Source organism: Promicromonospora sp. NPDC050249 (genome assembly GCF_040656015.1).
In the GTDB taxonomy this organism is placed as follows: Bacteria; Actinomycetota; Actinomycetes; order Actinomycetales; family Cellulomonadaceae; genus Promicromonospora.
Genome location: NZ_JBFAKY010000022.1, coordinates 61,460 through 80,055, shown reverse-complemented (window position 1 = coordinate 80,055; position 18,596 = coordinate 61,460). Strand labels below are relative to the sequence as shown.

Annotated in this window: 18 protein-coding genes and 2 pseudogenes; 10 read left to right on the top strand and 10 right to left on the bottom strand. The window is 70.5% G+C overall.

The window, feature by feature from the left end; translation table 11 throughout:
• Nucleotides 1–19 precede the first annotated feature (19 nt).
• On the bottom strand, nt 20–943 hold the full coding sequence (locus tag AB0I32_RS18350; protein WP_357508527.1) for an expansin EXLX1 family cellulose-binding protein: 924 nt from the start codon (nt 941–943) through the stop codon (nt 20–22).
• A gap of 221 nt (nt 944–1,164) precedes the next feature.
• Between AB0I32_RS18350 and AB0I32_RS18345 the strand changes: the two genes are divergently transcribed.
• The 3 genes from AB0I32_RS18345 to AB0I32_RS18335 all read left to right on the top strand — a co-directional run bounded on the left by AB0I32_RS18345 (nt 1,165) and on the right by AB0I32_RS18335 (nt 3,710).
• Complete coding sequence (locus tag AB0I32_RS18345; RefSeq protein WP_357508525.1) at nt 1,165–2,310, top strand: hypothetical protein; 1,146 nt, start codon at nt 1,165–1,167, stop codon at nt 2,308–2,310.
• A gap of 3 nt (nt 2,311–2,313) precedes the next feature.
• Nucleotides 2,314–2,664, top strand: coding sequence for a TraR/DksA C4-type zinc finger protein (locus tag AB0I32_RS18340; protein WP_357508523.1), 351 nt, complete (start codon nt 2,314–2,316; stop codon nt 2,662–2,664).
• Between the two features lie 107 nt (nt 2,665–2,771).
• On the top strand, nt 2,772–3,710 hold the full coding sequence (locus tag AB0I32_RS18335) for a cold shock domain-containing protein (RefSeq protein WP_357508521.1): 939 nt from the start codon (nt 2,772–2,774) through the stop codon (nt 3,708–3,710).
• Nucleotides 3,711–3,753: 43 nt separating this feature from the next.
• Here the strand turns inward: AB0I32_RS18335 and AB0I32_RS18330 are convergent, their stop codons facing one another.
• Nucleotides 3,754–4,098, bottom strand: a complete 345-nt coding sequence (locus AB0I32_RS18330; protein WP_357508519.1) for a hypothetical protein — start codon at nt 4,096–4,098, stop codon at nt 3,754–3,756.
• Nucleotides 4,099–4,316: 218 nt separating this feature from the next.
• Between AB0I32_RS18330 and AB0I32_RS18325 the strand changes: the two genes are divergently transcribed.
• From AB0I32_RS18325 to AB0I32_RS18315, 3 genes and pseudogenes are all read left to right on the top strand, one after another.
• Nucleotides 4,317–5,168 (top strand): arylamine N-acetyltransferase, encoded by an 852-nt coding sequence (locus AB0I32_RS18325; RefSeq protein WP_357508517.1) that lies wholly within the window; start codon nt 4,317–4,319, stop codon nt 5,166–5,168.
• 21 nt (nt 5,169–5,189) lie between these two features.
• A pseudogene (locus tag AB0I32_RS18320) lies at nt 5,190–5,402 on the top strand (DUF5060 domain-containing protein); the annotation flags it as partial.
• Nucleotides 5,403–5,448: 46 nt separating this feature from the next.
• Nucleotides 5,449–5,646, top strand: a pseudogene (locus AB0I32_RS18315) (NADPH:quinone reductase); the annotation flags it as partial.
• A gap of 73 nt (nt 5,647–5,719) precedes the next feature.
• Here the strand turns inward: AB0I32_RS18315 and AB0I32_RS18310 are convergent.
• Nucleotides 5,720–6,496 (bottom strand): FadR/GntR family transcriptional regulator, encoded by a 777-nt coding sequence (locus tag AB0I32_RS18310; protein WP_357508515.1) that lies wholly within the window; start codon nt 6,494–6,496, stop codon nt 5,720–5,722.
• Nucleotides 6,497–6,607: 111 nt separating this feature from the next.
• Here AB0I32_RS18310 and AB0I32_RS18305 point away from each other — a divergent pair, with 111 nt between their 5' ends.
• Nucleotides 6,608–7,777: a mandelate racemase/muconate lactonizing enzyme family protein gene (locus tag AB0I32_RS18305; protein WP_357508513.1), complete on the top strand. Its 1,170-nt coding sequence runs from the start codon at nt 6,608–6,610 to the stop codon at nt 7,775–7,777.
• A gap of 125 nt (nt 7,778–7,902) precedes the next feature.
• Here the strand turns inward: AB0I32_RS18305 and AB0I32_RS18300 are convergent, their stop codons facing one another.
• The 5 genes from AB0I32_RS18300 to AB0I32_RS18280 all read right to left on the bottom strand — a co-directional run bounded on the left by AB0I32_RS18300 (nt 7,903) and on the right by AB0I32_RS18280 (nt 12,989).
• Nucleotides 7,903–8,898, bottom strand: a complete 996-nt coding sequence (locus AB0I32_RS18300) for an aldo/keto reductase (RefSeq protein WP_357508511.1) — start codon at nt 8,896–8,898, stop codon at nt 7,903–7,905.
• On the bottom strand, nt 8,895–9,755 hold the full coding sequence (locus AB0I32_RS18295) for an amidohydrolase family protein (RefSeq protein WP_357508509.1): 861 nt from the start codon (nt 9,753–9,755) through the stop codon (nt 8,895–8,897). Before AB0I32_RS18295 ends, AB0I32_RS18300 begins: the two co-directional genes overlap by 4 nt.
• 3 nt (nt 9,756–9,758) lie before the next feature.
• The gene (locus tag AB0I32_RS18290; protein WP_357508507.1) at nt 9,759–10,667 is read right to left on the bottom strand and encodes a carbohydrate ABC transporter permease; all 909 of its coding nucleotides are present in this window, start codon (nt 10,665–10,667) and stop codon (nt 9,759–9,761) included.
• Nucleotides 10,654–11,520, bottom strand: a complete 867-nt coding sequence (locus AB0I32_RS18285; protein ID WP_357508505.1) for a sugar ABC transporter permease — start codon at nt 11,518–11,520, stop codon at nt 10,654–10,656. Before AB0I32_RS18285 ends, AB0I32_RS18290 begins: the two co-directional genes overlap by 14 nt.
• A gap of 92 nt (nt 11,521–11,612) precedes the next feature.
• A complete protein-coding gene (locus AB0I32_RS18280) occupies nt 11,613–12,989 on the bottom strand; it encodes an ABC transporter substrate-binding protein (protein ID WP_357508503.1) in 1,377 nt (458 codons plus the stop codon).
• A gap of 194 nt (nt 12,990–13,183) precedes the next feature.
• On the opposite strand from AB0I32_RS18280, the gene AB0I32_RS18275 reads away from it, so the two are divergent.
• Genes AB0I32_RS18275 through AB0I32_RS18265 form a run of 3 tightly spaced genes read left to right on the top strand, consistent with a single transcriptional unit; the run spans nt 13,184 to nt 16,016 of the window.
• Nucleotides 13,184–14,233, top strand: a complete 1,050-nt coding sequence (locus AB0I32_RS18275) for a C-terminal binding protein (RefSeq protein WP_357508501.1) — start codon at nt 13,184–13,186, stop codon at nt 14,231–14,233.
• Nucleotides 14,230–15,258: an alcohol dehydrogenase catalytic domain-containing protein gene (locus AB0I32_RS18270; RefSeq protein ID WP_357508499.1), complete on the top strand. Its 1,029-nt coding sequence runs from the start codon at nt 14,230–14,232 to the stop codon at nt 15,256–15,258. The genes AB0I32_RS18275 and AB0I32_RS18270 overlap by 4 nt, the downstream gene beginning before the upstream one ends.
• Nucleotides 15,255–16,016: a glucose 1-dehydrogenase gene (locus tag AB0I32_RS18265; RefSeq protein ID WP_357508497.1), complete on the top strand. Its 762-nt coding sequence runs from the start codon at nt 15,255–15,257 to the stop codon at nt 16,014–16,016. The genes AB0I32_RS18270 and AB0I32_RS18265 overlap by 4 nt, the downstream gene beginning before the upstream one ends.
• A gap of 118 nt (nt 16,017–16,134) precedes the next feature.
• Here AB0I32_RS18265 and AB0I32_RS18260 read toward each other — a convergent pair whose 3' ends face one another.
• Nucleotides 16,135–17,685: an alpha-L-fucosidase gene (locus AB0I32_RS18260; RefSeq protein ID WP_357508495.1), complete on the bottom strand. Its 1,551-nt coding sequence runs from the start codon at nt 17,683–17,685 to the stop codon at nt 16,135–16,137.
• A gap of 20 nt (nt 17,686–17,705) precedes the next feature.
• On the bottom strand, nt 17,706–18,575 hold the full coding sequence (locus AB0I32_RS18255) for a carbohydrate ABC transporter permease (protein ID WP_357508493.1): 870 nt from the start codon (nt 18,573–18,575) through the stop codon (nt 17,706–17,708).
• Nucleotides 18,576–18,596 lie beyond the last annotated feature (21 nt).

Here is an 18,596-nt window from a genome sequence, read left to right as displayed (position 1 = left end):
TACCCACCGCGGCGTCGGGTCAGTGCTGGGCGAACTGGACCTCGGTCGGCTGCACGACGTCGGCGCGCACCGGGAGCCCACCGACCGTCAGCCGTTCGCCGTAGACGTCCGTGATCCGGATATCGCCGCCGCACCCGCTGCCGTTCTCGGAGAGGAAGTAGTTGTACCCGGTGCGGGGCAACGCCTGCCAGCCGTCCCCTGCGTCGACCTCCAGCTTCGCGACCGGGTTGCGGTGGTCGATCACCTGGATGCCGCACCACCATTGGCTCGACCCGTCCTTGTACCGGATCGAGATCGTGCCGGCACTACCGGGGCTCAGCAGGCTCCAGGTGACCGGGATCCGGCCGAGCATCGGATCGGCGAGCTCGGCGAAGGCCTGCTTGCTGAGGTCGAGCTGCCCGGGGGCACAGGGCAGGGGGCACACGTTCGCGATGCGCACCGTGACCGAGTTGCCGTTCGCCGCACGGACGAGCACGGTGGCGCCGCACGCACCGGAGGTCTCGTAGTCGGTCTCGTTCATCGCCGCGATCATCATGTCGGCGCTCGGCCCGAAGCTGCAGGCGCCGTTGCCGTCCGCGGCGTCGTAGTGGGTGGCGTCGCCCTCGTACGTGGTCCCGGGGCTGATCCGTCCTGCGGACGCGGCGGTGGTCGACGGCGGCGGGGTCGCGGTGGGCGACGGCTTCGGCTTCGGCTTCGGGGCGGGAGTGCTGGGCCTCGGGGTCAGGGAGGCCGTCGGAGTCGGGCTGCCCGTGGGGGTCGGGGCACTCGCCTGCGGGCCGCCGGGAGCCGCGACAGCCGCGGCCCGCGCGGCTTCGGCCGCGCCGGAGATCAACCCGATGACCGGGTAGGCAAGAACGGCCACGACGGCCACCGCGAGCGCGGCGGACCACATGACCCGGTACCTGTGCGCGCTCTGCCGCGCGGAGTGCCTCGCTGTCTTCATGGTTGTCCGTTCGAAGGATCGAGGCAGTGATATGCAGCGTGGTGACCACAAGCCGCGCAAAGGCTACCAACGCCGCAACCCTTCCGAAAGGCCCGATGTGAGCGCTAACGCGGCACGCCCAGGCAGCCCGCCGGTGCCTCCGTGGAGGGCTTCGGCGGCCCATCCCCCACATGTGACCGACCACCTCCCCACACCCGACGGCAGGTGGCACACTCACAAGGGTGGAACCGCTGAGCGCTCTCGCCCTGATGGTGGCGCAGGTCGGCGCGCGCCGTCTCGTCGGGGCCCTTGCGGGAGACGACGCGGGAGGCCTCGCCGCGGGCGTCCTCGGCCTGCTCAGCCAGGTCGAACAGTCGCAGTCACGCCTCATCTCGCTCGAGCAGCAGATGAACGCCGTGCTGGAACAGCGCTACACGGTCTCCCTGAACAACGGAACGCGACTGCTCAAGCAGTCCGCGATGCCCGGGCAAGCGGCAGCAGAGCGCAGTACCGACCTCGACAACGCCGCTTCCAGCCTCATGGACGCCGCCCATGCCGCGAGGTCACCCGTCCAAGCAGCGATCGCGGAACGCCAGCTGCTCCTGGTCGAGCTCAAGCGCGGCAATATCCCCAAGGCCCGTGCCGCCTGGCAGAACCTTGATCTGCACGTCGGCGAGGCCATCACGCGCAATCACGTCCGTCACGAGCACCCTGCGGAGGAATCCCGTCAGCGGATCGCCGACGGCGAGTTCGGGCGGATCACCCAGCTCGAGAGATTCCAGACCCCTGACCCACGCTGGTTCCGAGCGTGGGATGCCGTCCGGCGTGACGCCCGTACCGCCGCGTCCGAGCTCGCAGCGCTGCTCGCAGACGCCGTGAGCGGTGCGGAGCTCGTCGGCATCGACAACGGACTGAGCAGCATGAGGTCACGTTTCCCCCGCGTGCCGCGCGGGCTGTCGTTCGGCCCGCCCGAAAGGACGTACGGCCCCGTGGTCCTGGCGAGCTCGAGCACGATCGCCCTTGACGTACCACTCGACGAAGCGGTCACAGTCGGTGGGATCGAGGCGAGGCTCCGCGGGATCCTGTCCACGGGCGCACGGCCCCTCGACGCCACCGGCCACCTCCATGAGCTGCGTGCGGAAGTGACCGCCGCCACCGAGCGAGTCGAACCGATCGAGGTATGGGTGCAGGCTGACGTCACGGACCTCTCGGATGCGCAGGGGTCGCGGAACGGCTTCATCGAGCCACGCAGCGTCCGGCCCGGGGAGGCGTTCACGGTAACCAGCAGCTATCACCACTCCCCCGAGCTGCCCCCCGGACGGATAGGGCTGGCCGTCGGCGGTCTGCTGCTCTCTGCCGCGCTACCCAACGCCCGAACGACGGCCTGAGAGATGCCTCCGATCGCTGAGATCCGTGGGCTCCTGACAGCCGATCGTGAGCGCACGGCCGACCTGATCTCCTCTCTTTCCGGCAACCTCGCCTCGATGGTGGAGGCGTCACGGCTCACAGCGGCAGACGACGAGCACGACCCCGAAGGGGCGACGATCGCCTTCGAGCGCTCCCAGGCGAGCACACTGCTCGCCGCGGCCAGAAACCACCTGACCGACGTGGACGCCGCACTCGAGAGGATCGCCACCGGCAGCTACGGCCGCTGCGAACGCTGCGGACAAGAAGTCGCACGCGACCGCCTGCTGGCCCGGCCCACGGCCCGCACCTGCATCGGCTGCGCCGCCGTCGGCTAGCTGACCTCCGGGCCGCAATCGACGGAGCTCGACGGCTGGACGCACGTGACCGGGGTTCCGTCAGGGACACTGGACAACAGCAATGTCTGCCGAGTTGAGGAGTCTTAGTGCCCCAGGGAACTGTCCGATGGTTCGACGCCGACCGAGGTTTCGGCTTCATCGACCTCGGGAACGAGGCCGAGGACCTGTTCGTCCACGCGTCCGAGATCGTCGGCGACGACGGACCGAAGCTTCTCCGCGAGGGGCAGGCCGTCGAGTTCGAGGTGGGCGAGGGTGAGCGCGGCCCGCAGGCGCGCCGCGTCCGTGTCACGGGCGACCGGGCCGCGGACGCGCCCGTCGGCGTGCTCGGCACCGTCAGCTGGTACGAGCCGGCCAAGGGGTACGGCTTCGTCACGCCCGACGACGGTCGAGGCGAGATCTTCGTGCACAGCTCGGCCATCGTCGGGGGCGGTGTGATCTCGGAGGGGCAGCGGGTGGCGTTCCTCGTCGTCGACGGGGAGAAGGGGCCGCAGGCGGACCACCTGCTACCGCTCGGGGCGCAGGCAGCACAGTCTGCACAGTCGGCATCCGACGGCGCGGACGGCACGGTGTCCTGGTACGACGACACCAAGGGCTTCGGCTTCATCGCTCCCGACTCGGGTGCCGAGGACGTCTTCGTCCACGTCCGGGCGCTCGGCCCGGGTCTGACCGAGCTCGCCGAGGGTGCCCGCGTGACGTTCGACGTCGTCGACGGCGACAAGGGCCCGAACGCCCGCAACGTGCGGCTCGTGCGCGGCTCCGGGAGTGCACGCGCGGCCACGGACCGCGGTCGGCCGAGCCGCCCCGCGGCGTCGGGCGGGCCTGTGCGCGGAGGTGAGGGCACAGTGGCGCGCTACGACGCGGACCGTGGTTTCGGCTTCATCACCCCTGATGCCGGGGGCGCGGACCTGTTCGTGCACGTGTCGGTCGTGCGGGGCGACGAGGTCCTGGAGGAAGGTGACCGGGTCCGGTTCAAGGTCCGTCAGAGCGACCGGGGGCCGCAGGCCGACGGCGTCGAGCTGCTGTGAGCTGAGGCTGCCCGGCCTGCTTGCTCGCACGGAGTGAGCAGGTCTACCCGGCCGTCCAGAGAGCGGGGCACAGCTCGACGTGGTCGCGAAAGACGATCTCCCAGTGGTCGAGGAACTCCACTGCCCACTCGTCGTCGTCGACGCGCGCGATGATCACGGCGACGCCCCACTGACCTGGCCGCCAGCGTGCGGCGAACACCGCGGTGCCTGCCGGGTACGGATCCTCTCTCTGCAGGAAGTCCTGCACGAGCTCCTCCGGAGGCCGCGGACCGCCGGGCGCCGCGTCGACCCACTGCTGCATGGGCTCGATCAGGGCCCATGCCCGGGCGAGCTCGCCGACGTAGTTCACGCCGGCACTTTCGGAGGCCGACCGGGGGGTGCGCGTCATGGTGCAACGGTTCCACCGTGCTCGCCGGTCTGCCTCTTATCTAGCCCGTGTGAGCGGGTGAACCAGCATCGTTGGGTCGGGAACTACCGGCCGGTCGCTGAATAACGGCTATCCGGACGGCGTGACAAGCCCCGATACTCGAACGTTGCACCGACCGTATGCATCTGCACGTCAGGCGCAGGACACCAGGCCGGTCATCCGTTTCGGACAGGGGAAGCATGATCGACGTAGACAGGTACCTGGCCGTGCTGGGTATGGCCCGACCAGCCGCGCCGACCGTCGAGGTGCTGCACGCGCTGCACCGGGCGCAGGTGGAACGGGTCGCCTACGAGACCATCGACAACCAGCTGGGGCGGCTGACCGGCATCGGCGCCGGGGAGTCCGTGGCCCGGATCCTGCGGGGACGCGGCGGCTACTGCTTCCACCTCAACGGAGCCTTCGCCGCGCTGCTGACGGCCCTCGGCTACGACGTGACCCTGCACAAGGCCGGGATACAGGACGAGGTCGAGGACCCCGAGGGTCCGGGCGGCGACCATCTCGCGCTGACCGTCGAGCTCGACGGCGAGCGGTGGCTGGTCGACACCGGGCTCGCCGGCGGCATGTACGAACCGCTGCCCCTACGCCAGGGCACCTACACCCAGGGGCCGTTCACCTACACGATGGCCCCGTCGGTGGTGGTGCCCGGCGGCTGGCGGTTCACCCATGACCCCCGCGGTGCCTTCACGGCGATGGTCCTCGCGCCGGAGCCGGTGGAGCTGTCCTCGTTCGCCGCGATGCACCACCGGCTGTCCACCTCACCGGAGTCCGGGTTCGTCCGGGTGCTCCAGGCACAGCTCCGCGACGCCACGGGCGTCGACATGCTGCGCGGCTGTGTGCTGCGCCGGATCGACGCCGCGGGCACGTCCGAGCGGACCCTCGACTCGGCCGACGACTGGTACGACGTGCTGGCCCACGTGTTCCACCTGGACCTGGCGGACGTCGAGGCCCCCGAACGGGCCGCGTTGTGGCACCACGTCCACCGCGCGCACCAGGAGTGGGAAGCCACGGCACAGCGCGCGACGACGCTCTGATGAGCACGCGGCAACCCCCTCACCGACGTGAGGCTGTCTGTCGTCCTTGACGACGGCGAGCGTGAGTGCCGTGCCGGTGGCTTCTGCGACGGCGGCGGCGTCTACCGCGTCCGTTTCATGCCCGACGCCGAGGGCAGGTGGACGTTCGTGACGTCCTCCGGCAGGGTGCGCGCGGACCTGCCCGCACGCCAGTACATGGCGATCCGCCTCACCCGGGAGTCGCCCGTCCCCTGAGGGAGCGGTGCCGCCCGGAGCCTGCCGCCCGCTGCGTGCCGCCGGTATGGCCGCCGCCGTCCTCGGCAAACGCCTCGGGATGACGGTCCTGTCCATCACCCGCAGCGCGGCCAAGCGCGACGCGCTGACCCGGCTCGGCGTCGACCGCGTCCTCCTCGCCGACGGCGACGTCGCCGCGCAGGTGCGCGCCATCCTCCCCGACGGCGTCAACGGCGCCATCGAGCAGTTCGGAACCCCCACGCTGCCCGACACCCTGCGCGCCGTCCGTGTCCATGGCACCGTCTACTTCACCGGCATGCTCTCCAACGCTTGGGGGCCTACTTGGCGCTCTTCGTCCCTCGATGGTCAGCCGGCCGCCTGCGCGTCCAGGCGTCCACGATGTGCCCGAGCATGGTCGAAGCCGCCTCGTCGGCCGACCCGGCCGCGATGGCGGCGAAAACCTGTTCGTGCTCCTGGAGGGTCTGCTCGTGGAAGGTGGCGGGCACGTCGACGGAGTACCGGCTGCTCTCCCGTGCGCGCTCGAACAGCGACCGCGCGATGCTCTCCGCCAGGCGGTTGTGCGACATCGCCATCACGGTCTCGTGGAAGGCGACATCGGCCGCAAGGAAGCGCGGGACGTCATCGAGGGACGTCCGCATCTCCTCCAGGGTGGCGCGCAGCGCCTCCAGCTCGGCGTGCGAGCGCGTGGCCGCTGTCTCCCGCGCCATCGCCGACTCCAGCTGCGCCCTGACCACCGTGATCTCGTCGAGGACGCCCAGCGAGCGATCGTGGGCGATCAGCGCCTCGAGCACCACACGGTCAAGCATGTTCCAGGACCTGGTCGGCTGGACGACCGTGCCGCGGCCCTGACTGACGGTCACGAGGCCTTTTTCCTCGAGCTTCTTGACCGACTCGCGCAGGACGGTCCGGCTGACGCCGAACTGCTGGCCGAGCGGCTGCTCAGGCGGGAGGGTGTCCCCGGGCTCCAGCTCGCCGGACACGATCAGGTCCACGAGCGCCTCGACCACCACGACTCCCAGCCGCTTGGCCGGCGCGCGCAGGGGCAGCGAGAGCGCTCCGGTCATCTGGTCGTCAGCGCCATCGCGTTCCGTCATGCGTGAACTATAGCGAAGAGACCCGAGCCAGCAGACGTGTGATGTATGCTGTTTAGGGCGCCATGGGGGCGCCGCTACCCGATGACGGGCCCGCGCCGAAGGACAGCAACTATGAAGATCACTGGCTTCCGCACGCTCACGACTGTGCAGGACTGGGGGCGCCCGGTGGGGGACGTCAACGGTTTCATCGATGACGGGATCACCGAGGTTCCCCTGGTCGTGATCGAGACCGACGGCGGGCTGGAGGGTGTCGGCGTGGGCTCGCACGCGGACCTGGACCGCCTCTTCCCCGCACTCGAGGGCCAGGACCCGCGGGCGACCTCCACCCTCCACGACCGCATGCTGGCGCACGTCTTCAAGAGCGGGCACGCGGGCGCCACCTTCGGCGGCGTCGGGGCGTTCGACATGGCGCTGTGGGACCTGAAGGCCAAGATGGCCGAGGAGCCGCTCTGGCGCACGCTCGGTGCCGCCGACCGCTTCGTCCCCGCCTACGCCTCAGCCCTCGAGGTCGCCGTGCCGGACGAGGACCTCGGAGGGCTGCTCCAGGGCTGGGTCGACCGGGGCTTCACCAGCGTCAAGATCAAGGGCGGCCTCGACCTCGACCGGGACGCCGCGCGGCTCCGTCTGGTCCGGGACCTCTTCCGGCAGAACACGCCGCGACCGGCGCTCATGCTCGACGCGAACGAGTCGTGGAGCCGCAAGCAGGCCGTCCGTCACATCAGCGAGCTGGAGCGCGAGTTCGACCTCACGTGGGTCGAGGAGCCGCTGCGCCGCTGGGACGCCGAAGGGATGGCGATGCTGACGCGCTCGGTCCGCGCGGCCGTCGCGACCGGGGAGAACCTGACGGGCCTCGAGCAGCTGCGGCCCCTGCTGGACGCCGGCGCGGTCGACATCGTGCAGGTGGGCAGCATGTGGGGCGTGACGCACTTCCTCCGCGTCGCGGTCGTGGCCCACGCGCACGACCTGCCCGTCAGCCCGGTCGGCTCGCTCGCCAGCCCGGTGTGGCACGCGGCCGCTGCCGTCCCCAACCATCTGGCGCTCGAGGTGCAGAGCCTGACCGACCCCGTGGGCCTGCACACCGACCACGAGGTGGCCGACGGCGGCGTCGTCCTCGGCGACGAGCCGGGCAACGGCCTCTCGGTCGACGAGCATGCCATCACCAAGGCGCACGGCCGTGCGGGATGGTCCCGGGCGGCCGGGCCGCACGTCCGCCCGGCCCGCGCCGGTCTGCGGCTCGTCGCGGAGGAAGCCTCGGGCCGCCTGTCGTCCGAGGGCCGCTGAACCCGGCAAGTAAGCACGGCAGGTGAGCCCGACAGGCGAGCCCCCGGAGGCCGGATGGTGCGTCTCGCACCACCCGGCCTCCGGGGGCCTTCGTCATCCCCGCCAGCGTCTTCGTCAGCGCCTCATCAGCGACGTACTACGGCTCCGGGGTCCAGCAGGCCCGACTCCACCAGCTCCGACCAGAGCTCGGCCGGCACACCCTCGTCGTGCCTGTCGAGGTTCGCGTCGAGCTGTGCGGCGTCGCGCGCACCGAGCGCGACCGCCGCGACCGCGGGGTGCAGCAGCGGCAGCTCGACGGCGGCGGCGGGCAACGTCGTCCCGTGCCGTTCGCACACCTCGGCGAGCCGGCGCGCGCGTGCGAGCATGTCCGCCGGCGCCGGCCCGTACTCGTACCTGGCCTCGTCGGGGGGCCAGGGCCTGCTGAGCAGACCCGAGTTGAACACGGCGGCGACGACCACGGCGACGCCCCCGGCCAGAGCAGGCTCGAGCGCCGACCGCAGCCCGCTCTGCTCGAGGAGCGTGTACCGCCCCGCCACCATCACGACGTCGGCGAGGCCGGGTGTGAACAGCCCCGGCACCTTGTGCGGAGCGTTGGTCCCCACGCCGACGGCGCGCACGACTCCCTCCGCACGCAGATCGGCGAGGGCCTCGAGGGCCTGGCGGCCCGACTCCGGCGCGTGCTGGTCCGGGTCGTGGGCGTAGGCGATGTCGATGTGGTCCAGCCCGAGACGTTCCAGCGAGGCGTCGATCGACCGCCGCACGCCGTCGCGGCTGAAGTCCCACACACGGTGCACGTCGCCGGGGACGAGGAAGCCGTCGTCGTCCAGGGGGGTCGGGCTGGGGTTCGGCTCGAGTCGCCGCCCCACCTTCGTCGAGACGACGAACTCCGCACGGGGACGGCCCTTCAGCGCGGCTCCCAGCCGGCGTTCCGACAGCCCGAGACCATAGTGCGGCGCCGTGTCGAAGTACCGGATGCCGCGCTCCCACGCGCGGTCGACCGTCGCCGTCGCGTCCTCGTCCGTCATGGCGCGGCCGAGGTTGCCGAGCGTCGCGGCACCGAACCCGAGCTCGGTCAGCCGCAGCCCCGTGGCCCCGACGGGGCGCGATGGCAGGGGCGTCATCGCGAGAGCCCGTAGATCCGGGCGGTGTTCTGCCCGTCGATGGCCGCCTGGTCGGTCGCCGAGAGGTGGTCGGTGAGGTCCAGGTAGGCCTGCAGCCACGCCCCGTAGCCCCCTTCGAGCTCCGCGAGCGGCCAGTCCGAGCCGAACAGCAGGCGGCCGGGACCGAACGTGCGCAGCGCGTGGTCGATGACCGGGCGCAGTCGTGCGGCGGTCCATCGGCCGGGCTCGTCCTCCGTCACCAGCCCCGACACCTTGGCGACGACGTTCGGACGCTCCGCGAGCAGGGCGAGGTCCCGGGCCCAGTCGACGAGCTCCGTGCTCCGCAGCGGCACCTTCCCCAGGTGGTCCAGGACGAACGTCGTCCGCGGATGGTCGCGCACGACGTCGGCGGCCTGCGCCAGCTGACGGTGTCCCACGAGGATGTCGAACGTGAGCCCGAGCGGAGCCAGCGCCTCCAGCCCGCGCCCGACGTCGTCGCGTGAGAGCCAACGCTCGTCGTCCTCCTCGAACGTGACGTGCCGGATCCCGACGAGCTTGTCGCCCCCTGGCCCCGCCCGCAGCGTGGCGACCTGCGCGGGCACGTCACCGGTGAGGTCGACCCAGCCGACCACGCCGGCCACGGCGTCCAGCTCACGGGTGTCGGCCAGCAGGTCGGCCGTCTCCTCGATCTCGTTGACTGCCTGGACCACTATGCAGCCACCGACACCGTTGCGGCCCAGCTCGTCCACCGCCGACGCCGGGGGGAAGTCCTTGTCGATGCCCGCCATCGTCTCGGGGTCGATCCAGGGCTGCGGATGCTTCGCGCGCTCCCACACGTGCAGGTGGGCGTCCAGGGTCTGTCTCGTGCGAGGTGCCAACGCCTACTCCTTTGTCCCGCCGGCCGTCAGGCCCGCGACGAGGAACCGCTGGGAGAACAGGAAGATCAGCAGCACCGGGGTGACCGAGACCAGGGTCGCCACCGCTAGCGTCGGCAGCTCGATCGTGGTCACCCCGACCGACGTCGGGTTGAAGGCCGGCACGTTGCTGAGCATCTCGGTGAGGCCTACCTGGATGGGTGCCGCCGGTCCGGGCACGGTCAGGAACGGCAGGAAGAAGTTGTTCCAGTTGGCCACGAAGCTGAAGAACCCCACCAGCGCGATCACCGGAAGCGCGAGCGGCATCGCGATCCTGCGGAACACGGCAACCTCCCCGCAGCCGTCGATCCGCGCGGCGTCGAGCAGGTCGCGCGGGACGCTCGTGGAGAAGTAGATGTACGTCAGGTACACCCCGAACGGATAGAACGAGAACGGCAGGATCGCCGCGAGCGGAGTCCCGATCAGGTTGACGGCGGAGAGCTCGAGGAAGACCGGGAGCACCAGTGCGGTGTTCGGGATCAGCATCACGACCAGGGTCGTCGTCAGGAGCACCTTCCGTCCACGGAAGTCGCCGAGGGCGAGGGCGTAGCCGGCCGGGATCGTGGTCACCAGGGTGATCGCGAGGGCGGCCAGCGAGTAGTACGCGGAGTTCCCGAGCCAGCGCAGGATGATGCCGTCCTGGAAGTGGACCAACGCGTTCCAGTTGGCGGCGAGGTCCCCGAGGGTTCCCGGCACGAACGGCCCTGTCGTGATCAGGTCGTGCGGCGACTTCCCGGACGCGATGAGCAGCCACACCATGGGCACGACGAAGAAGAGGAGGAAGAAGACCGTGACGACGACGGCGAACGCGCGTCCGAGCCAGTCCCTCGGACTGAGATCGTGGCGGGGTCGCGTGCTCGTGCTAATCGCGCTCAAAGAGGCCTCCTCGGATGACGAAGAACGTGCTCAGGCCGAGCGACACCACCAGCAGGATGACGGCGATGGCTGACGAGCCGTTGAGATCTTGCTGCTTGAACGCGTACAGGTAGGCGAGCTGGTTCAGCGACCAGTCCGAAGGCACCACCGCGTGGCTGGCCTGGGAGAGCACCCGTGGCTCCACGAACAGCTGCGCACCACCCGCCAGGGACATGACGGCCATGTAGGAGATCCACTTGCGCAGCATCGGGAGCTGGATGTGCAGTGCGGTGCGCACCACACCCGCCCCGTCCATGCGTGCGGCCTCCAGCACCTCGTTCGGGATGCTGTTGAGCGCGCCGTACATGACGACGATCCAGCCACCGGCCCCTGTCCAGAACGCGATGACTGCGAAAATGACCGGCAGGTTGGCCGGCGAGACCGTCTGGACGAACGTCTCGAACCCGAAGGCACGCAGCACGGCCGCCACCGGGCTCACGGAGGGGTTGAGCACGAACAACCACAGCACCACCGACGACGCTCCGGCCAGCGCCCCCGGGATGTAGTAGACGAACCGGATGCTCGAGCTCAGCCAGCGCCGCCCGATGCCGTGGACCAGCAGCGCCAGGAGCGTGACGAGCACCAGCAGGGCGACCAGCCAGACCAGCAGGAAAGCGCCCACGTGAAGGACTGCGGGCCAGAACCTGAAGTCGCCCACCACCCGCGTGAAGTTCGCGATCCCGGCGAACCGCCCGTCACCGTCCAGGAACGCGATGAACACGGCGTACAGCGTGGGCAGCACTCCGAACGCGAGCGCGAGCAGGGTGTAGCCGAAGACGAAGACGTAGCTGACCCGCGACCACCGTCCGGTCACGGTCCTCCGCTTGCTCGTCGGGCGCCGTCGCCGGCCCCCGCGAGGGGAGCCGGCGGCAGCGTCGGTCAGCGAGCGCTGGGCTGATGACGTGGTCACTTGACCGTGTACCCGTTCACCTGGGCCTCGTTCTCGATGGCTTTCTCCCACTCCGGCAGGAGGTCGACGAGGCTCTCACCGGCCGCCAGCTTCGGCGTGACCGTCTTGGCCCAGACCGCCTCCTGGCTGAACCGCGGGTAACCCCAGCCGTCCCAGACCTGGGTCGACGCGGTCGAGACGTTCTCCGCGAAGTCGCCGGCGAAGAAGCCGGCCTCGGCCTGCTTGGCGAGCCACTTGTCGCCCGCAGCCTGGTACGCCGGCAGCCCGGACGCCAGGTCCACCTGGTAGCGCTCGTCACTCGTGACGAACTCGAGGAACTTCTTGGCGGCCTCCAGGTTCGCGGAGTGCTGCGAGATGAACCACGTCCCACCGCCGACGTTGCCGGCGACCGCGTCCTCACCCTCCCACGCGAGAGGCAGCCCCGCGGCGATCGTGCCGGGCTTGGCGTTGAGGGAGTCCGGGTTGCTGAAGAGCGCGCCCGAGTACCAGACGGGTCCGGGAAGCATCAGGACCTTGCCGGTGTACTTCTGCACGAACTCCGGGCTGAAGACGTTCTCCTGCGCCAGGACGCCCGCATCGAGCAGGTCGTCGATGATGGCCGCCATGTCCTGCGCGTACGGGTCGGACGTGTCGGAGCTGAGGGTGTTGGCGTCCACCACGGTGTTCACCGGAGCCTTGGCACCCCAGAAGTAGATCTCCTCGGCGAACGCGTCACCCACACCACCGATGATGTACCCGGGGTGCTCGGCCGCGACCTTCTCACCCAGCTCCTGGTACTCCTCCCAGGTCGTGGGCACCGTGTAGCCGAACTCGTCCATGAGGCTCTGGTCGTACCACGTCACGGTCGGTGCGAGGTCGTTGCGCAGGCCGTAGACGGTGTCGTCCACGGTGAGCGGCGCGAGGGCTCCCTCGGTGAACCCGTCCAGGAACGACTGCTCGAAGTAGCCCTTGTTGAGCGGTGCGGCAAAGGGATCGTCCCCCTGGCTGGCCCAGGCCGCGTCGTTGTTCTGCGTCGAGAACACGACGTCGGGCCAACCGCTCCCGGCCTGGTTGAAGGCCTGGACCTTGGTCTGGAACGAGCCCGAGCCGTCAGCCCCGCCGTCGTACGTCTCCACCGTGATCGGGATCTCGGGATAGGCCTTCTTGAAGGCGTCCGCTGCCGGCTGCCGTGAGGCGTCGACCCAGACGGTGATGGGGGCATCGGCCTTCTGCTCGACGATCGGGAACCCGTACTTCGAGTCCGGCTCTTCGGCAGTCGAAGCACCCGGTGTGCAGGCAGCCAGGGCGAGCATCGATGCGCCGAGCACCGCGGCCAGCGCGACCGACCTCGTGGGGATCCTTGTCGACCGCGCGCGAGTGTGCGGTGTAGTCATGGCTCTGTTCCTTCTTCCTCGGAGAAACACTCAGCACCGCACTGGCGGCGCCTCGTTGAAGTAGATCATACATGTGACGTTTCCTCCAAGTCCCGTTACCCTTCGGATGTAGCGCACCGCTGCGCCACCCGACCGCCCAGGAGGCACCAGTGCCCAGAACTGAACATCCCCGCGTCGAGAACGCGGACCACCCCATGCCTCGAGCCGGTTCCGTGTCGCGCACGAGCGCACCGCCGCAGAGGCCGGCAGGCGTGGAGGTGCTCGTGCCGGGGGCGCCGGGCGCGCCGGTGGTGCTGATCACCGAGTGCGACCACGACACCTTCGACGCGGAGATCGCCGTCGCACGGCAGGCCGGGGTGGAGCTGCGGCTGGCGCAGGCGCGCACGACGGAGGAGCTCGTCGCCGCGGCCGCCGGTGCCGCCGGCCTGGTGGTGCAGTACGCCGAGATCAGCGCCGCGGTGCTGGACGCCCTGCCGGGGCTCCAGGTGGTCTCCCGGTACGGGGTGGGAGTCGACTCGGTCGATGTCGCCGCGGCCGCCGCGCGGGGCGTCACGGTGTGCAACGTGCCCGACTACGGCACGGAGGCCGTCTCCGACCACGCGATCACGCTGGCACTGACGGCATCCCGGGGAGTCGCCCGGCTGGACCGCGGGGTCCGGGCGGGGCGGTTCGACCTTCAGGCGGTGCGGCCGGTGGGCCAGGTCCGCGGATCGGTGTTCGGCGTCGTCGGCGTGGGCCGCATCGGGCACGCGACGGCACTCAAGGCACGCGGGCTGGGATATGAGGTGCTCGGGTTCGACGTGCTCGCGCCCGACGCCGACGGCGAGCTGCACGGTGTGCCCGTGGCCCCCCTCGACGAGGTGCTGCGCCGGGCCGACGTCGTGTCCCTGCACACGCCGTTGACGGCGGCGACCCACCACCTGGTCGGGCGCCGGGAGCTGGCTCTGATGAAGCCCACGGCGGTCCTGGTCAACACCAGCCGCGGCGGCGTCGTCGACACCGACGCCCTCGTCGCCGCGCTGGGCGATGGCCGCCTGCGGGCGGCCGGGATCGACGTCCACGAGGAGGAGCCCGTACCGGTGGGGCATCCGCTGACCCGCCTCGAGAACGTGACGCTCACGCCCCACCTGGCCTGGTACACGGAGGAGTCCTACACCGAGCTCAAGCGCCGCACCGTCGAGAACGCGGTGGAGGCGATCGCCGGGCGGGTGCCCCGGAACGTGGTGACGGAGGAGGCCCGATGACGACGTCGATGCAGGCAGCGGTGTGGCAGGGACCGGACACGATCACGGTCGAGCAGGTCCCCGTACCGGAGGTGCCCGCAGGGTGGGTGCTGGTCGAGGTCGAGTACACGGGCATCTGCGGCACCGACCTGTCGATCCTGCACGGCACCCACCCGCGCGCGCAGGCAGGGATCGTGCCGGGGCACGAGATCGTCGGCGTGGTCGCCGACGGCGGGACCACGGGGCTCGCCGTGGGTGACCGCGTGGTGGCCGAGCCCCTCATCTCCTGCGGGCACTGCTTGGCGTGCCGCTCGGGCAGCATGCACGTGTGCCGCAACCTCGAGCTGTACGGCATCGACGCGCCCGGCTCCCTGGCCGGGTACGTGGCGCTGCCGGCCTCGGCGCTGCACGTCGTCCCTGCGGGTGTGCCGGCGCGGCTGGCCGCGCTGGTCGAGCCGCTGGCCGTGGCGGTGCACGCCGTCGCCCGCTCGGGCCTGCGGGCGGGCGACACCGTGGCGGTGCTCGGCGGCGGCCCGATCGGGGTGCTGACCGCGCTCGTCGCGGCGCACGCCGGCGCCGGCCGCGTGGTCGTCGGCGAGCCGCGCACCTGGCGGCGGGAGGTGATCGCCGGGCTCGGCCTTGACGTGGTGCCGGACGGCGTGGACGCCGCCGCCCACCTCGCCTCCCTGACTGCCGGCGAGGGCGCCGACGTCACGTTCGACACCGCGGGGCACCCTGCGGTGGCCGCTCAGCTGCCCGGAGTGTCCCGCGTGCTGGGCAGCATCGTGATCGTGGGCGTGCACAAGCAGCCCGCCCCCGTCGACCTCCAGGCGATCTGCTTCAAGGAGCAGACACTCGTGGGGGTGCGCGTGTACACCCACGAGGACGTCGCACAGGCGGTGCGCCTGGTCGCGTCCGGAGAGCTCGGCCTCGAGCGGCTCCCCGTCGCGGAGTTCGCGCTGGAGGACGTGGCCGCGGCGTTCGAGTCCGCGGCGGCAGGACAGGACAACCTCAAGGTGCTGGTGCGTTCGGGCGGTGCCCGGTGAGCGGCGCGGCGCCGTTCTCGCTGGCCGGCAGGACCGCCGTCGTGACAGGCGGCGGACGCGGCCTCGGTGCCGGCATCACCGCCGCGCTGCTGGAGGCAGGAGCGGATGTCGTCGTGCTGGCCCGCCGCGACCTGCCGCAGGATCTGACGGAGACGGCCGACGCCCTGGGACGCACGATCGAGCTGGTGCCCGTCGACCTGGCCGACCGCGAGGCCGTCGACGAGGCGGCCGATGACGTGCTGGCCCGCCACCGGGTCGACGTGCTGGTCAACAACGCCGGTGTGCAGGACCGGTTTCCCGCAGCCGAGTTCCCGCTCGACGCGTTCGACCGGGTGCTCGACGTCAACGTGCGCGCGGTGTTCCAGCTCGCGCAGCGGTTCGGGCGCCCGATGCTGGAGCGCGGGGACGGCGCGATCATCAACCTCGCCTCGCTGCTCAGCTTCCAGGGTGGCCTGAACGTCCCCGCCTACGCCGCGTCGAAGGGTGCGGTGGCGCAGCTGACCAAGGCCCTGGCCAACGAGTGGGCCGGACAAGGGGTGCGCGTCAACGCGGTGGCACCGGGCTACATGACCACCGAGATGAACACGGCCCTGCTCGCGGACCCGGTGCGGCTCGAGCAGCTCTCGGCCCGGATCCCCGCCGGACGGTGGGGCACACCGGCGGACATCGGGAACGTCGTGGTGTTCCTCGCCTCGGCCGCCGCCGGGTACGTGCACGGGCAGGTGCTCGCTGTCGACGGTGGCTGGCTGGGGCGCTGACCGCCTGACTCCGCGGCGATCGGGGTGCCGAGCAGGTCGCTCGGCTGGGGTTTCCCAGCCGAGCGTCCTGCGCAGGCCCGTGGAACTGGTCCGTCCATCCCGAAGGCTCGGATCGCCGCTAGATGTTCAGGCCGTGGAAGAAGTCGATACGCGCCTCGGCAGCCTCCTGCGCCAGCTCGATCCGCACGACGGCGCCGCCGGGACCTGACGTCTCGGAGTCGGGCAGCACGACCTCCAGGTGCTCGCCCGTGCGGGTCCAGTCCGGCTGCTCCCGGGAGCCCAGGACCCGCACATCGATGATCGGACGGTCGACGATCCTGCTGTCCGAGCCGAAGCTGCGGATCCGCATGCGGCCGTCCTCCGGACGGACGAGCCCGATCCCGTAGACATAGTCGTGGCCGACCTCGGTCATCCTCGTGAAGCGGATGTCCTCCGCGGTGTACGCGGCCGCCGCGCCGTCGGTGAACGATCCGGCGGCGGGAGCCGTTGGCCCCTCGCCGAACACGACCCACGGGCTGGAACCGTAGATCGCTTCACCGTGCACGGCCAACCAGTCGCCGACCGCCTCCAGCAACGCTGCCTCCTCCTCTGGGATGGTCCCGTCGGGGCGTGGACCGACGTTCAGCAGCAGGTTCCCGTTCTTCGCGACCACATCGACGAGCTCCTGGACGAGCTCGGAGGCGTCCTTGTAGTCGTGCCCCTGCACCCAGCTCCACGACGTCCGCGACACCGACGTGTCGTTCTGCCAGACGTCGGGCCGGATGCCGCCCATCGTGCCGCGCTCGATGTCCAGCACCGCGGAACCGGGTCGGAACGAGTCCCACTTGTAGTTGATGACGACTTCGCGCCCCCACTGCGCCGCCCGGTTGTAGTAGTACGCGGCGAGTCTGCGGATGTAGGGCTCGAACGACGGCTCCTCGATCCCGGTGTCGAAGTAGAGGATCTGCGGCCGGTAGGAGTCGATGATCTCGACCGTGCGCAGCAACCAGTCCTCCAGGAACCGCTCCGTGGGGTTCATCTCCTTGCGCAGCGCGGGGCCGTACAGGTCGGCGTAGGCGGGATCGCGGACGTCGGAGTCGAACTCCGCTCCCCCGTTCATGAAGAACCAGTGCTCCGCCCGGTGGGTCGACGCGCCGGCGATCAGCCAGGCCTGGTCGACCGCCGCCAGGAGGTCTCCCGTCACGTCCCGCTCCGGGCCCACCTGGGTCACCTTCCAGCGCGAGCGCGCGGTGTCGTACATCGCGTAGCCGTCGTGATGCTCCGCGACCGGCACCACGAACTGCGCGCCCGCGCGCTTGAACAGCGCGACCCATTCCTGCGGGTCGAAGCGCTCCATGCGGAAGTGCGGAAGGAAGTCCTTGTAGCCGAACTGGTCGTGCGGTCCGTTCGTCGCCACGTGGTGCTCGAACGCGGGCGTGCCGCGCCGGTACATCGTCCGGGGGTACCACTCGTTGCCGAACGCCGGCACCGAGAAGGCTCCCCAGTGCAGGAAGATGCCGAACTTGGCGTCGCGGTACCACTGCGGAGCGCGATAGCGGGACAGCGACTCCCAGGTCGCGTCGTACGGCCCGGCTTCGATGACAGCATCGACCAGCGCGAGCGCGGCGCGGTTGTCCGACACGTCCACCGGCGCCGGCAGGGCCGTCGTATCAAGCGGTTCGAGGTTCACAGGTCTCCGTCCGTCGCGGCTCAACGGCCGCCGAAGGCGCCCGCGCCGATCGCGGCCACCAGCTGCCTCTGGGCGAGGGCGACCACGATCACCACGGGAGCGATCGTCATCACGCATGCCGCCATCAGCAGCTCCCATTGCGTTCCGGTCTGGGTCGTGAACCCGGCGATCCCGATGGGGATCGTCCATTTGTCGGAGCTGTTGAGGATGATCAGCGGCCACAGGAAGCTGTTCCAGCTCCCCAGGAAGGCGAAGATCGCCAGCACCGACAGGGCCGGTCGCACCAGTGGAACAACGACGCTGATCAGGATGCGCCACGTAGAGGCTCCGTCGAGCCGGGCGGCCTCCTCCAGCTCCCCCGGGATCTGGAGCATGAACTGCCGGAGCAGAAACGCCCCGAAAGCCCCGAAGAGGCCAGGGATGATGAGCGCGAACCAGGTGTCCACGAGCCTGGCCTGATCGAAACCGAGGAACAGCGGCACGACGGCGACCTCGCTCGGCAGCGTCAACGTGATGACGAACAGCAAGAAGATCGCGCTCCGGCCGGGGAATCGCAGCCTCGCGAACGCGAACGCGGTCAGGGTCGCGACGACCAGGGTGAGCACGGTCGAGATCGCGGCGACGACCAGGCTGTTCAGGAGCAGGCGTCCGAAGTCGACCTCGGTCCACGCATCCGAGAAGTTGGACCAGAGGACCTTCGAACCGATGAAGCTGATCCGGGCGCCGAACACCTCGTTCCCCGGCTTCAGCGCCGTGAAGAAGGTCCAGATCAGCGGGAACGAGAACACGAGCGCGAACAGCCACGCGACCGTCGTGTTGGCGACGAACCCGACGGTGCGCGCCCGGCGGCGCCAGTTCGGTCCCGACTTCCGCAGACCTTGCTCAGTCATCGGCTCAGTCATCGGCTCGGT

Coding starts and splice junctions, on each gene's coding strand:
- AB0I32_RS18305 (WP_357508513.1), top strand. CDS start 6,608: ATGAAGATCACTGGCTTCCGCACGCTCACGACTGTGCAGGACTGGGGG.
- AB0I32_RS18270 (WP_357508499.1), top strand. CDS start 14,230: ATGACGACGTCGATGCAGGCAGCGGTGTGGCAGGGACCGGACACGATC.
- AB0I32_RS18310 (WP_357508515.1), bottom strand. CDS start 6,496: ATGACGGAACGCGATGGCGCTGACGACCAGATGACCGGAGCGCTCTCG.
- AB0I32_RS18275 (WP_357508501.1), top strand. CDS start 13,184: ATGCCTCGAGCCGGTTCCGTGTCGCGCACGAGCGCACCGCCGCAGAGG.
- AB0I32_RS18300 (WP_357508511.1), bottom strand. CDS start 8,898: ATGACGCCCCTGCCATCGCGCCCCGTCGGGGCCACGGGGCTGCGGCTG.
- AB0I32_RS18255 (WP_357508493.1), bottom strand. CDS start 18,575: ATGACTGAGCAAGGTCTGCGGAAGTCGGGACCGAACTGGCGCCGCCGG.
- AB0I32_RS18280 (WP_357508503.1), bottom strand. CDS start 12,989: ATGACTACACCGCACACTCGCGCGCGGTCGACAAGGATCCCCACGAGG.
- AB0I32_RS18350 (WP_357508527.1), bottom strand. CDS start 943: ATGAAGACAGCGAGGCACTCCGCGCGGCAGAGCGCGCACAGGTACCGG.
- AB0I32_RS18325 (WP_357508517.1), top strand. CDS start 4,317: ATGATCGACGTAGACAGGTACCTGGCCGTGCTGGGTATGGCCCGACCA.
- AB0I32_RS18330 (WP_357508519.1), bottom strand. CDS start 4,098: ATGACGCGCACCCCCCGGTCGGCCTCCGAAAGTGCCGGCGTGAACTAC.
- AB0I32_RS18340 (WP_357508523.1), top strand. CDS start 2,314: ATGCCTCCGATCGCTGAGATCCGTGGGCTCCTGACAGCCGATCGTGAG.